We start from the raw sequence: 14,111 nt of genomic DNA on the forward strand, positions 1-14,111 counted from the left end.
CCATTTCCCTTCCAAAAAACCTCTTATTCTCTCACATTTCAACAGGAATCTCAAAACAAAAATCGTATATGTACTATGAAATATATTTATTAACGGAGGAATTTTATGACTACTGTTATGACACTCGATATGGCAACAGAAATTGAAAATGCAGAAATTGATATGCTCTCTTCTAAATTAGAGAGACTACAAACAATGAGCGGAAACCCAATGCAAGTGCAAATGAAAAAATTCGGTAGTGCCACTGCCTTTTCATCAAAAATAATTGCTGGTCCTGCTTTTAATACGGTAAAAGGTATTACATTTACAAATACAGATGAGTTAGATGAAATTATCTCTTATTATCAATCACTACAAATCACTTGTCGTTTTGAAATTACCCCAGCACAAGGTACAACTGAATTATTTCAATACTTATCTCAAAAAGGGTTTTATCAATCTAGCTTCCATACTGCTTTGTATAGTATACCGAGAGAGGGTTCATCACTTCTTCCTTCTAATATTACAATACGAAAACTAAAAGAAAATGATTTTGATATTTTTGCAGACATTTATGTACGTGGATTTAATATGCCATCCTTTACAACAGATGGTGTGCGCCAAAATAATGAAATTCTTTACAATGAACCAGGATGGCATTTTTTCATAGCTGAAGTTCAAAATATCCCTGCTAGTATTGGTGTCCTGTATATAAATAAGGGTGTCGCATCATTAGCTGCTTCTGCTACTTTGCCAGAATTTCAACGTAACGGCTGTCATACTGCATTAATTCAAAAAAGAATAGAAAAAGCTATAGCGACAAATTGTCATTTAATAGTTGGCCAAGCCCGCTTTGGTAGCGGCAGTCAAAATAACATGGAACGTGCCCACATGAAAATTGCTTATACAAAATCAATATGGACCGCAAAAGACATATTATAATTTACTTTCTTTCTCCTTCCGTTACATTTTTAAACATTTTATGACAATTCCTTTTCTATCCTATTAATCATTTGAATATTCCAACTAGATTTGTTACGCTATTACTAGATACATCATTCAACTTGCAATATGAAAAGAGAATTCTAATCAAACTACAAGGAGGAGAAATGTATGACTAAACATGATCATGGTTTAAAAGAAAAAGTAGAAGGTGCCATTGATAAGGTAAAAGGTGAAGTAAAAGAAGTTGTCGGGAAAGTAACTGACAATAAGAAATTACAAGCTGAAGGAAAATGGGATAAGGTGAAAGGCACTGCTAAAGATACAGTTGGTAATGTGAAAGAAAAAGTACATGAATATAAAGAACATAAGAAAGAAAAATAAAAAAGAGCCCATCGGCTCTTTTTTTATTTTCCTTCATTCTTCTCTAACACGTATAAATCTTCTTCGATATTCGTTAATTTCTCACTTACAAGCTTTCTTGCATCTCCAATTGCTTGATTGTATGCAAATGGTCCAACTAATTTAACCATTTCTTCTATTAAACGCTCTGCTTGGAAACGTCCAATTTCATCTAAATCTTCTTCAACGAAAAATTGCTGAATTTGCGCTACAAGTTCTTCTTTTTTATCATTTGGTATTTTTATATTCATCATCGTTGTTACTCCTCTATATTTAAGATAATATCTTCCTTAACTCTACCATAGAAAAACGATTACCAGGACAGCTTTTTGTAACTCCTTCTAACTCCCTATGACCTAGTATATTTTCTTTCTTTATAGCAAATTGCTTCATAAACATTTTGCATAAAGAATATAATGCATTCACTTGTGCAGGAGTTGGATCGTATTTATCGAAATTTCCCGTCATACATATTCCAATTGTATGGCGGTTATGGTCTTTCGCGTGCGCTCCAATATGTAAACCTCGCCCTTCCACTACAGTTCCGTCCTTTTCGATAAAATAGTTGTAACCAATCCCGCTCCACCCTCTTACAGTTTGATGAAATTCATGCGTTTTATACACGTCCCATCCATCTTCAGCTGTATGGTGGATAATCAGTTGATTTACTTTTTCTAAAGGAACTAATTCATCTTGAAATGTTAGATTGACATATTTAATTTCCATTTGAACTGCCTCCTCTTAAAAATCAATCATAATAATCGTTTTATCATCTGGTTTTATTCTCTTTTCCCCTTCCAGCTTTTCAATGATTGCTACATATTCGTTTATACTATTCTTTCTTATATATGCAACAGTTTGTTCTAATGACCAATCTGGGTGGAATAACCCGTCTGAACAAATAAAAATTCCACTCACTTCATCTATATGTAATTCACCATGTTGTAAATAATGTATCGCTTCTTTCATTCCATTTGCAACTGAATAACCATTTGGCATATTTGCAAGATAACGATTGTATTTTAACTGTTCTCGCACATCTTGAAAAACATATTCTTCTGGTACAGATAACCCTTTTTTACGATCTTCTTCCCTCTTCCTTTTTGCTCGTTTACTAATTCCTTCAACTGTGTCTTTCGTTAATACTTGCATCGTTCCATTTTGAAAAGTTGCGACAATCATACAGTCCCCAAGCTGCGCATATTCAATTTTCTCACCAACTATTTGAACTGCCGCGATACATGTGCACCACAAATGCTCTTTTTTTCTCGTGTCTACTTCATATTCTAACATTTTGCTTTGTAATGCTTCATTTGCTTTGGCAACTGCAAATTGTAAACTATGATTCTCTCGTAATGCAGTAAAATAATTTGCAAATAAATGCGAAGCGATGTATGCTCCATTATGTCCATTTTCATCACGAAACGGGACAAGTGGTGTTGCACCGTCACATACACCATAAATCTTTTTATCTTTATTACAAAAATAAGAATCCTCACATTCTTGCTTCAACGGGCTTTTCTGTTGATATGTTTTTATCTTCACAACTGTATCCCCTTTCAAATGATAAAATACTCAAATTCTTTCGATTAATCTAATTTACCAAAATAAACTGTTTTTACCCAAAACTTTCAATATCATATATAATCTTGAAATAATATGAATTTTTCAGTGAAGGACGGGAAAGAAATGGTCAGATTCCTTGGTGTTATTATCGGTTCTATTATTATTGCGGTTGCCTTTAATCTTTTCCTTATCCCCCACAAAATTTTAAGTAGTGGAATTGGCGGAATTGCTATTATTTTAGGGATTGTAACCCCTGTAAACACAGGTATTATTAACTTTGTATTAAACTTACCTATCCTTATTTTAGGGTACATAGGTCTTGGAAAAAAAGTAATTTTTAACACAGTTGTCTCTGTAGTTGTATTATCTGTTGCATTATACTACGTTCCAGTAAAAGTCGTAGCAACAGATCCATTGTTATCTTCTATCTTCGGAGGTGTCATCGCCGGAGCTGGTATTGGTCTTGTTTTTAACTGTAATGGATCCACTGGTGGATTTGATATTATCGGTATGCTTTTATCCCGCAAGCGAGACATTAAACTTGGCGGATTCCTTATTATTTTAAATGCAGTCGTTGTAATAATCGCAGGATTCTTCTTCACCTGGGATGTTGCACTTACAAGCTTACTTTCAATTTATGTAACTGGTAAAGTAATTGATGCTGTTCATACAAAACATCGTAAAGTTACACTTATGATTGTAACAAATGAAGCAGAAAAAATGAAAAAACAGCTTCTTTCAACTGTTGTACGTGGAATAACGTTACTTGATGGCGAAGGCGCTTATTCAAGCGAGAAAAAGCGTGTACTTATGACGGTCGTTTCTCGTGAAGAATTAGCAAGTATGAAACTTACAATTTCTGAAATTGACCCGAATGCATTCGTTAATATTACAGAAACTGTAGAAGTGTTAGGACTTTTCAGAAGAAGTTAAAGACTAGGTGGGAATACACCTAGTCTTTATTTTGCATAAATTCAATTCTGTTTCCAAACGGGTCTGATACGTAAAATCGAATTACATCTGGCCGTGCATAATCATCAATCACTTTTACACCTTGCTCTATAAGTGTTTGCTTAAATTCATTAATTTCATTCACATAAAAAGCTGGATGAGCCTTTTTAGCTGGTGTAAAGTTCCGCTCGACACCAATATGGATTTCTTGATTTCCACATTTAAACCAACATCCACCTCGTTTTTTCAACTCTTCTGGCTTTGGAATTTCTACCATACCAATTTTATTCCCATAAAAATCACGCGCCTCTTCTTCACACTCTACAGGTGCAGCTACTTGCACGTGATCAATCCCTTGAATATAATTTTTCATTTTCTCTCCCCCTCCTCTACCCTAATGTTATACGGAAAACAGCCGTCTGTAACTTACAAAAGGTTTATAAAACAATATAAGCTCCCCTTATTACCATCCTGCATTCACTTTGCAAAAAAAATAAAAAAACAAAATTTATTCTATAACTTCCATTTTTTATAGAAATACACATCACATCTATATTATAGTTATGAATAGACAAATCTTTTTAGATGCTATTTGTACGGAGGAACTATTATGAGTCGTAAAAAATATTCACCAACTCAAAAAAAACGTCATCCGAACATTTCTAGACGTTTGCGAAACCATATACAAGATCGTTCATTAACAGAAATGTACGCATCTCTGTTCGAACATAATCCTGATAGTATTATTTCATTAAACTTAGAAGGAGTTATTCTACATATAAATCCTTCTGCCGAAAGAATATTAGGTTACACTTCTTTAGAATTAGAACAGAAAAATATTACCTCCATTTTAGGAGCCCATATTTCTGAGCAAGTATTACAAAATATAAAGAATACTGAAGCGGATAATCAACAAGAGTATATCTTATCTATTTATCATAAAAATGGATTCTTATTAGATGTTGTGACAAAACTAGTTCCTATTTTTGTTCAAAATCGTCTTACTGGTGTATACGCTATTATGAAGCCACTTGAAAAATCAGAAAGAATTGAGAATATGCTAAAAGAAAGTGAGAAGAGATTACGTACATTAGTAAACTCCATGCCTGCGTTTGTTATATTTAAAGATCATGAAGGGCGCTGGCTTGAGGCAAATGACTACGCACTTTCTTGCTTCAACTTCCATCATGTACCTTACCACGGGAAAAAAGATAGCGAACTCATTCAATATAATGAAGCATACCGAGAAGCTTTTTTACATTGTGAAGAAGTCGATGAACTAGCATGGCAACAAAGACAAATTCTTCATGGCGAGGAATTTATTATACATAGAGATGATTTCGATTTAATCTTAAGTATATCAAAAGTTCCGCTTTATCATCCTGATGGTTCTCGCAAAGGTCTTATCGTGATGGGGAGAGATGTTACTGAGCTAAAAGAAACTGAAAAGTTACTACGAAAATCTGAGAAGCTCGCAGTAGTCGGACAACTGACAGCTGGAATTGCCCATGAAATTCGAAATCCACTCACTTCCCTAAAGGGTTTTCTAACATTGCTCCTCCCTGAAATAAATGAGGAGCAAAAATGGTATATCGATGTTATGTTAAGTGAGATTTCACAAATGGAATCCATCACGAGTCAATTTATGGCGATGTCTAAGCCACAAGTATTATCTATCCAAACTTGTAACATACAAACTTTAATTGAAGAGGTAGTTACATTTATTTTACCGACTGCAATTATGCATAGCGTTCATATCATCATGGATCATTTTGATTACGTATATGATATTCAATGTGACGGCAACCAATTAAAACAAGTTTTTATAAACATATTAAAAAATGCGATAGAAGCGATGCCAAATGGCGGAAATATTTTCATCCAAACAAAACCATTAGAGGATAATTTCATCTTAATACGAATTATCGATGAAGGTTGTGGCATTCCAGAAGATCGTATCTCCCGTCTAGGCGAACCTTTTTATAGTTTAAAAGAAAAAGGCACAGGACTAGGATTAATGATGTGTTACAAAATAATTGAAGAACATCATGGTAAATTACACATTTCAAGCGAATTAAATGAAGGTACAATTGTTGATATTGAGCTACCACTTTCTTCATCTCATCTTGCAATCCAGTCTTAAATAAAAAAGAAGCATCTGCTAATCGTTAGCAGATGCTTCTTTTTTAAAATGCTTTGTCATACCACTCTTTTGCTTTTTCTACTTCACCCATCGTTAATTGATGCCCTCGATTTTCCCAATGCATTGTTACATTCGCGTTTGCATTTTCTAATAGTATCTTCAATTCCTCTGACTCTGCTGATGAACAAATTGGGTCATTTGTCCCAGCAGCAATAAACACAGATTTCCCTGCTAAATTTGCTAATTGCATTCCTCTTCTTGGTACCATTGGGTGATGAAGCACAGCACCTTTCAATGCATTTTCGTAATGGAATAATAAACTTGCTGCGATATTTGCCCCATTCGAATAACCGATAGCTACAATGTTATTTCTATCGAATTTATATTCTTTAGCCGCTTCATCTAAAAATTCATTTAATTCCTTCGTACGGAAAATTAAATCCTCTTCATCAAAAATGCCCTCTGCTAATCGGCGGAAGAAACGCGGCATCCCATTCTCTAACACATTTCCCCTAACGCTTAATACCGACGCTTCCGGATCAACTATTTCTGCAAGTGGTAGTAAATCTAATTCATTACCACCTGTGCCATGAAGTAATAACAACTCTGGTTTTGACGTATCTTTTCCTTTTTGAAAAACATGTTTCATCATAATCCTGTTCCCCCTTCAATCACTTTAATCTAAATTTCTCACTTCAAATGGTAAAAGCGTTTGTTCAATCTGTTTTCTATGTTGTTCATATTGTTCCGGTAACTTTAATTCCTCACCCATCGTCTCTAACGATTCATCATGAGCGAAACCAGGAGGATCTGTTGCAATTTCAAATAAGATTTCACCATGTTCTCTAAAATAAATCGCGTTAAAATAATTTCGATCTTGTACAGGAGTTACGTGATATCCAAAACGCGACACATGCTCTTTCCAGTCTAGCTGATCAGCATCGTCACTCGCTCTCCAGGCAATATGATGAACTGTGCCAACGCCCATTTGGCCACGACCGATTGTTGATAATTTCAAATCAATAATATTTCCAATGTCAGCAGAAGAACGGAATCGAACAAATTCACCCTCTTCTCCAATTTTTTCAAGACCCATAATATGTTCTAACAATTCAGCTGTTTTTTGAGGCTGTGTAGATAAAAGAACAGCACCTCCAAACCCTTTAATTGCTACTTCTGGTGTAACTTCTCCAAAACTCCAATTATTTAATTCGCCTTTTTCTCTTTCAACTAATTCTATATGCAAACCATGCGGATCATCAAATTCTAAATACTGCTCTCCAAAACGAGTCATTTTTGTATACGAAACATCGAATTTTTCTAATCTATTTTCCCAAAACTCCATTGCACCTTTTGGTACAACGTAAGACGTAATTCCTACTTGACCATCTCCAATAATACCTTGACGAGCACCTGCCCATGGGAAAAACGTAATAATTGTTCCAGGCTTTCCTCCTTCATTTCCAAAATAAAGATGGTACGTACCTGGATCATCAAAATTCACTGTTTGTTTCACTAAACGTAACCCCAATACACCAGCATAAAAGTCTACATTTTCTTGTGGATGCCCTACAATCGCTGTAATATGATGGATTCCCATTGTTTTCTTTTCCATTTCTTCCACTCCTTTTTTATTTCATTATAAAAATTCTTTTACATTTAAGTTCATTATTAATTTTGTCCATGCTACAAAGTAAAATCCGTCATTATAATTTTATCTCGAATTCGAGATATTAATTACAAAATTACGTATCGGTGTCTAATCTATTGAATTATCTTGAATTCAAGATAATTCGTAAAAAATATTTGTTCGATTTATAACCATAATAAATTTTTATTATGAACATTATTTATCTCGAACTTAAGATTTATTATAAGTTACTTATTTTTTATTGTCAATAAGTCCTTACTTTCATTTTACATGTAAAAAGAGTAAACGCTATTCACCGTTTACTCTTTTTGCAAATCATTTCTTTTCTTCTTCCAGTACTGCTTCCATCTCATTAAATTCACGATGAACTGCCTTAACGGGTTCTTTCGTTAATAAACTTACAACAATAACAGTTAATAAACTACAGAAGAATCCAGGTACCATTTCATACATAATTGCTTTTAAACTTGGAATTTGTACCCATGCTATAACAACTACTGCACCAACAATCATACCTGCAAGAACGCCCCATTTATTCGTCCTTTTCCAATATAAACTTAATAAAATGGCTGGTCCGAACGCTGAACCAAATCCAGCCCAAGCATAACCGACAAGTGTTAAAATTGTATCACTTGGATGATACGCTAAAACAACTGCGATCATAGCTACTACTAATACTGACAATCTACCGATAAATACAAGTTCTTTGTCACTTGCATTACGACGGAAAAATGTTTTATAGAAGTCTTCCGTTACTGCACTTGAAATAACAAGTAATTGTGAGGAAATACTACTCATAATCGAAGCCAAAATAGCTGATAATAAAAATCCTGTAATGTACGGATGGAATAAAATATTGGAGAATGTTACAAAGACCATTTCTGGGTCTTGTAATGTCGTATTATTTTTAGCATAATAGGCGATACCAATTAGACCAGTAAGCATTGCACCTATAATTGAAATCGTCATCCAACCGATACCGATTCTACGAGAAGTTTTTAAATCTTTAATAGAGGTAATTGCCATAAAGCGGACAATAATATGTGGTTGACCAAAATATCCAAGGCCCCATGCTAAAAATGAAATAATACCAAGTATTGTGTTTCCTTTAAACATATCTAAATGCGATGCATCGACTTGCTTAATGGTATTAAATGTTTCTGTTATACCACCGACATCCGTAAAGGCAACAATTGGCACTAGTACAAGCGCAATAAACATAATACAACCTTGCACAAAGTCCGTCCAACTTACGGCTAGAAAGCCACCAAATAGTGTATACGCAACAACGACACCCACTGTTACAAATAAACCAATTTTATAATCAAGGTTAAAAGAATTTTCAAACAAACGTCCACCCGAAACTAAACCAGCCGACGCATAAAATGTGAAAAATACTAAAATGACGACAGCGGAGACAAAACGAAGTATTTTCGTACGATCTTTAAACCGATTCTCTAAAAAGTCTGGAATCGTAATTGAATCATTTGCCACTTCTGTATACGTTCGTAAACGCGGGGCAATGATTAAATAGTTTGCATACGCACCTATTAATAAACCTATCGCAATCCATACACTTGATAATCCTGTTGCATACATCGCACCAGGTAATCCCATTAACATCCAACCACTCATGTCAGAAGCACCAGCTGATAAAGCTGTAACTGCTGGACCGAGTCCCCTCCCGCCTAACATATAATCTGATAAATCGGATGTCTTCTTATAAGACCAATATCCGATATACAAAATACCTGCCATATAAATAGCAAGCGAAACCATAATTTCAATCTTCACCAAATCTCTCCCTTAGTCCATAAGCCATTCAAAATTTCGAAAAATGACTTTTTCTATTTTCTTGTTTTCGCTTATGGTTCCCTACCTTAACAAACATTTTTTGTTCTTTCAAGTGAATGAGCACTTTTCATTACACGTGAAAACCTTTATAAACGCCTTTATCCCAGTGGATTACAATGATTTTTCAAGAAATTAAGGTAATAATATTCAGAAAATTAAAGAGGGTTTTTTCACACCTTATTTTCATTCCATTACCCGATAAATTTTAAAAACTAAAAGCCATACAAATGTATGACTTTTAGCTTATTGATGTCTCAAATTTCGCTTTCTCTACATATACTTTACGAAATTTCATATAGCATCCAATACGCCAAGGTACTATATAACAAACCGCAAGAGTGTAGAAAAGAATGCCGATTGACTTTGGATCTAGACCTTGTAAATGTCTTCTAAAATAAGCACGTAAAAGAACGATAACTAAAAATGTAGCAATAAAAGCGATACTTTTTTTTGTATAAATTTGACCATCTTCTCTGACTTCATACCCACTTAAAATAATAAGTGGAATTGATAATAACAGTCCGATCCCAGCAGCTATACCAATTTGCCAACCAGCAAGTTGTATCGGTGCTGCGTATAAAGAAAAACCTGGTAATAAAAAGAATAATGGCAATAGTAGTCGTCTTCCTTTATTATTAATTGGTCGATTCATAGAGCGCATGCGTCTAAATATAACGAGCCCTATGACGAGTAAAAAAATTGTAATACTGTACGAACCTTGCTGCAAGTGAATCTCTCCCTAAAAATAGTCATTTTCAAAAATACTTCCCTATTATACTCCTAATTTTTCCAAAAATATGATTATTCCTCTAAAAAATCTTACATATCAAATATACTTTTAGGTTTGATTTACTATAGGAAACAATTCCGAAAGTGGAACTACTCTCCCCACCTCGTCTTTAAACACAATATGCTCTCTAGTTAAATGGCGCGGGCTCTTCACTCCCGCCGCTGCCGCTAATGAAAATAAACTATATCTCATACTAATAATATAATTCATGACTCGCCACTTCTTCTCATACGGATCTAACGCTTTTTGATAATGCGGATTCGTCGTGGCTACACCAGATGGACATTGGCCAGAATTACATTGAAGGGCCATAATACAGCCGCTTGCCATCATAAATCCGCGGGCTGAACTTACAGCATCCGCCCCAATCGCTAAAGCAATCGCCACTTTATCTGGTGTGATTAATTTACCCGATGCAAATACTTTAAACTTGTTACGGACACCATAATGGTTTGCTGTATCAATAAATGTAAGTAATGCTGGAATAAGCGGCAGTCCCATACAATCTGCCATCGATTTATACGTTGCCCCTGACCCGCCTTCTGAACCGTCGATTGTAATAAAATCTGGGTAAATGTTTAGTTCTTTCATTGTTTTTATTAAATCTTCCAAAGGCTCCTGCTGACCAATTACAATTTTCATTCCAACTGGTTTACCGCTGTTTTCTTGCAACTGTTGAATAAAACAAAGTGTATCCGCTGCATTCTTTAAAAATGAAAATCGATTCGGTGAATTAATCGTCTCTCCCTTTCGGACGTTGCGAACAAAAGCAATTTTCTCATTTACTTTTTGTCCCTCTAAATGACCACCACGTATTTTAGCACCTTGCCCAAATTTCAATTCGAATGCTCTAATATTACTTTCTTTCGCTTTCTCCATGAATTTTCCCATTGAAAAATTACCGTCTTCATCACGGTATCCAAATAACCCTGGACCAATTTGCGCAACGATATTCGCTCCTGTATGTAAATGTTCTGGAATAACGCCACCTTCACCCGTATTAATCCACGATCCGCCTGCCATTTTTGCTCCAAAACCACTCGCTAAAATATAATTTTCTCCAATCGCACCGTAAGAAGTCGCAGATGCACCAAACATGCCATGTAGCTTCCACGGATATTTACGGTTCTCACCGACTATAATTGCATCATCTTCTTCGTACAGCCAAAGATTCGTTGTATCCGCTGTCAATTTTTCTCTTCTTGAAAATAACCCTTCTTTATGAATCACGTACTTTTTACCTTCCCGCTCTTGCGTGAGATTCACACTTAATTCCTCAGTTAATATCGGAAATAATGTATTAGCAATATAATATCCAGAAGCTTCAAAATCTCGTTTTGATCCAAAACCAAGTATTTCAGAGCGATATTTCGCTAAAAACATAACACTTTGAAAATCATAACGTGAGAAAGGCTTTCCATCCGTATCATGATCAAACCAATATTGTCGAAATTCAGGCCCTATCTTTTCCAGTAAGTAGCGCATTCTTCCTAAGTACGGATGTAATTTTAAAATAGAATGGTGTGTTCGTTTTTTTATAAAAAATGTAATGATAAAAAAGACGATTAAAAGCAACATTAAAAATAGTAATATACTAATAATAACGAGTAGCGTTTCACTCATCCCGCTTCCCCCTATGAAGTTCCATAATAAAAGGAGAACACTCGACGTGCTCTCCTTTTATCTTTATTCATACTAACGTAGCAAGATGCTCTTTCGCGTCATATTCAACTAAACTTTCAGCGTGTTTAATTCGATGAACAAAGTCTGGATTAGCAATTAACGGTCTTCCGAATGCCGCTACATCAATCGTTCCTTCTTGCAACGCTTCTTCGGCCTCTTTCGGATTTAAATTACCAACCCCAACAATCGTACCATCCCAATATTTTCTTACTAGTTGATGAAAATTCTTTCCATCAGCAATCTCTTGCGTATAATTCATCGTTGAAGGATGGATTATCGTTAACCCAACCTCTTTAAACATATTTATGAACGTTTCAATTGCAAACTCAGGATTTTCCCACATATAAGTAGGATTATCACCTTTGAAAGCAGAGAAACGAAGAAGTGTTTTATTAGCTCCAACAGCTTCTATTACAGCCGCCGTTACTTCTTTCATAAACGTTAACCTTTGTTTTAAATCACCACCATATTTATCTGTTCGCTTATTCGCAAACTCATACGTAAATTGATCGATTAAATATCCGTGTGCACCGTGAATTTCTACTCCATCAAATCCAGCTTCGATCGCATTTTTCGCAGCTTGTGCGTATTGACCGATCACTTCTTGTATTTCTTCTAACGTCATTGCTTCTGGCGTATCAAACGGTTTACGAAAGCGTGGAACATTTCCCTCTGCAGCGATAGCCGATGGTGCTTGTGGCATTTGACCACCAATTATTTCATGATGACTCATACGCCCAACATGCCATATTTGAGCAATAATCGTCCCGCCTTCTTTATGTACTGCCTCTGTAACAGGTTTCCAAGAATCGATTTGTTCTTGTGTATAAATACCTGGTACTCCTGGGTTTCCTTTTGCTCTCGGACTAATGACAATTCCTTCTGTAATAATTAGTCCAATTCCATCCGCAGCACGTTTTCTGTAGTACTCCACTACATCAGCACCAACTGCTCCAGTCTCATTATCTGCAAAGCATCTTGTCATCGGTGCCATCGCTATACGATTACGAAGAGACCAAGTTCCAACTTGAATTGGATCAAACAACTTTGTTTCTTCAACGTTTTCAAAAAATCCCCCAGCATTTACATTTGTTCCTTCATAAATACTCGCTGCTTTATTACTTGAACTTGTCATTTTTCTTCCCCCTAAAAAATCTTACTATAATCGCATCATACTTACTTTTAGATAGTAACGTCAATTTTTACGACTTTACAATAAAAAATTCGAATATCCAAAAAACAAAATGCTATAAATAATATTAAAAAGGTTTCCTTAGGAGGAAACCTTTTTTGTTGACCATATATGGCTGTCAATTCGTTTATCTCTTTAATAAAAAACACCTTATCAATAGAAGTGAAAATGGTTCGGTATTCTTCTAAAAATAATAACTTATATACCTAAAACAATGAAAGCCCTACCTCTCTTTCATCCTTACGGCTCCTCGTCCGTGCCAGTGTGAATCAGGATTGCAAAAATCAAGTAACTATTTTATCGAAGTATTCAATTAAACTTCGAACATTCATAAATGAAATTAAAAAATAAAAATGGATTTGATTGTAGTAATAACAATAGAGGTAATGCTCTAAAAGTGGTTTGAAAGAGTTGAATGTCTTTGAAATGATAAATTTTCTATAATTATGTTCCCAAAAAATTCAAGATCTTTTTTGGGATATAATACATTATTTGTAATGAACCTTAACAAAAGCTTTTTATCTGATTTTCTGTGATACCTTCAATTAATCCCAGTTCACTAATCAAAAATTCATATGCGTTATCTAACATCTTCTTTTCGCTTGCATTAAGTGCTTTTTCTTTCTGTATACGCATTAAATCACGTACAACTTCAGCACCTTCTTGCATTTTACCCGTCTTTATTTTATCAGTGTTCAATTTATACCTTTGTTTCCACGTAAGTAATCTATCTGATTCCCCATGTTGAAAAATATCCATTATGTGTGCTAATGCGGTTATATCCGTAACTGGTCGTATATTCGAATTCAATATTCTCCCTGCTGGAATCATTAGTTCCATATTACTAGCCGACATTTTTATAACATAATACTGTTGTTTTTCTCCTGAGATTTCCTTCTCTTCTATGGCTTTAATTATACCTGCTCCCTGCATTGGATAAACAATGTTATCGCCAATT

At 34.9% G+C, this 14,111-nt stretch carries 15 protein-coding genes; 4 read left to right on the plus strand and 11 right to left on the minus strand.

Annotation, left to right across the window (positions count from 1 at the left end; translation table 11 throughout):
* Window positions 1-105 precede the first annotated feature (105 nt).
* Together HMPREF2590_RS20770 and HMPREF2590_RS20775 are read left to right on the plus strand one after the other, a co-directional pair.
* Complete coding sequence (locus tag HMPREF2590_RS20770; RefSeq protein WP_000214348.1) at window positions 106-921, plus strand: GNAT family N-acetyltransferase; 816 nt, start codon at window positions 106-108, stop codon at window positions 919-921.
* A gap of 171 nt (window positions 922-1,092) precedes the next feature.
* Window positions 1,093-1,305 (plus strand): CsbD family protein, encoded by a 213-nt coding sequence (locus HMPREF2590_RS20775; protein ID WP_000160410.1) that lies wholly within the window; start codon window positions 1,093-1,095, stop codon window positions 1,303-1,305.
* A 23-nt stretch (window positions 1,306-1,328) separates the two neighbouring features.
* Here the strand turns inward: HMPREF2590_RS20775 and HMPREF2590_RS20780 are convergent, their stop codons facing one another.
* The 3 genes from HMPREF2590_RS20780 to HMPREF2590_RS20790 are packed head-to-tail and all read right to left on the minus strand — an operon-like array spanning window position 1,329 to window position 2,886.
* A complete protein-coding gene (locus HMPREF2590_RS20780; protein WP_000981075.1) occupies window positions 1,329-1,577 on the minus strand; it encodes a DUF2164 domain-containing protein in 249 nt (82 codons plus the stop codon).
* Between the two features lie 19 nt (window positions 1,578-1,596).
* Window positions 1,597-2,049: a peptidoglycan recognition protein family protein gene (locus HMPREF2590_RS20785; protein ID WP_000404192.1), complete on the minus strand. Its 453-nt coding sequence runs from the start codon at window positions 2,047-2,049 to the stop codon at window positions 1,597-1,599.
* A gap of 15 nt (window positions 2,050-2,064) precedes the next feature.
* Window positions 2,065-2,886, minus strand: coding sequence for a protein phosphatase 2C domain-containing protein (locus tag HMPREF2590_RS20790; protein WP_002098150.1), 822 nt, complete (start codon window positions 2,884-2,886; stop codon window positions 2,065-2,067).
* Window positions 2,887-3,012: 126 nt separating this feature from the next.
* Here HMPREF2590_RS20790 and HMPREF2590_RS20795 point away from each other — a divergent pair, with 126 nt between their 5' ends.
* Complete coding sequence (locus tag HMPREF2590_RS20795) at window positions 3,013-3,822, plus strand: YitT family protein (RefSeq protein WP_000251344.1); 810 nt, start codon at window positions 3,013-3,015, stop codon at window positions 3,820-3,822.
* Between the two features lie 19 nt (window positions 3,823-3,841).
* Here the strand turns inward: HMPREF2590_RS20795 and HMPREF2590_RS20800 are convergent, their stop codons facing one another.
* Entirely contained in the window at window positions 3,842-4,213 is a 372-nt protein-coding gene (locus HMPREF2590_RS20800) for a VOC family protein (protein WP_000800767.1), read from the minus strand.
* Between the two features lie 237 nt (window positions 4,214-4,450).
* Here HMPREF2590_RS20800 and HMPREF2590_RS20805 point away from each other — a divergent pair, with 237 nt between their 5' ends.
* The gene (locus tag HMPREF2590_RS20805) at window positions 4,451-5,983 is read left to right on the plus strand and encodes a BA3702 family sensor histidine kinase (protein ID WP_000087657.1); all 1,533 of its coding nucleotides are present in this window, start codon (window positions 4,451-4,453) and stop codon (window positions 5,981-5,983) included.
* A gap of 43 nt (window positions 5,984-6,026) precedes the next feature.
* On the opposite strand, the gene HMPREF2590_RS20810 is transcribed toward HMPREF2590_RS20805, so the two are convergent.
* From HMPREF2590_RS20810 to HMPREF2590_RS20840, 7 genes are all read right to left on the minus strand, one after another.
* Window positions 6,027-6,635: an alpha/beta hydrolase gene (locus HMPREF2590_RS20810; protein WP_070861506.1), complete on the minus strand. Its 609-nt coding sequence runs from the start codon at window positions 6,633-6,635 to the stop codon at window positions 6,027-6,029.
* A 24-nt stretch (window positions 6,636-6,659) separates the two neighbouring features.
* A complete protein-coding gene (locus HMPREF2590_RS20815) occupies window positions 6,660-7,598 on the minus strand; it encodes a ring-cleaving dioxygenase (RefSeq protein ID WP_000412731.1) in 939 nt (312 codons plus the stop codon).
* 351 nt (window positions 7,599-7,949) lie between these two features.
* Window positions 7,950-9,428, minus strand: a complete 1,479-nt coding sequence (putP, locus tag HMPREF2590_RS20820) for a sodium/proline symporter PutP (protein WP_050822050.1) — start codon at window positions 9,426-9,428, stop codon at window positions 7,950-7,952.
* Between the two features lie 298 nt (window positions 9,429-9,726).
* Window positions 9,727-10,215, minus strand: a complete 489-nt coding sequence (locus tag HMPREF2590_RS20825; protein ID WP_002098148.1) for a cytochrome c biogenesis protein CcdC — start codon at window positions 10,213-10,215, stop codon at window positions 9,727-9,729.
* A 111-nt stretch (window positions 10,216-10,326) separates the two neighbouring features.
* Complete coding sequence (locus HMPREF2590_RS20830) at window positions 10,327-11,901, minus strand: FMN-binding glutamate synthase family protein (protein WP_000005161.1); 1,575 nt, start codon at window positions 11,899-11,901, stop codon at window positions 10,327-10,329.
* 67 nt (window positions 11,902-11,968) lie between these two features.
* Entirely contained in the window at window positions 11,969-13,096 is a 1,128-nt protein-coding gene (locus HMPREF2590_RS20835; RefSeq protein ID WP_000204589.1) for an alkene reductase, read from the minus strand.
* Window positions 13,097-13,657: 561 nt separating this feature from the next.
* Complete coding sequence (locus HMPREF2590_RS20840) at window positions 13,658-14,110, minus strand: CarD family transcriptional regulator (protein ID WP_256325170.1); 453 nt, start codon at window positions 14,108-14,110, stop codon at window positions 13,658-13,660.
* Window position 14,111 lies beyond the last annotated feature (1 nt).

Origin of the sequence: Bacillus sp. HMSC036E02, assembly GCF_001836235.1 — a bacterium.
In the GTDB taxonomy this organism is placed as follows: domain Bacteria; phylum Bacillota; class Bacilli; order Bacillales; family Bacillaceae_G; genus Bacillus_A; species Bacillus_A cereus.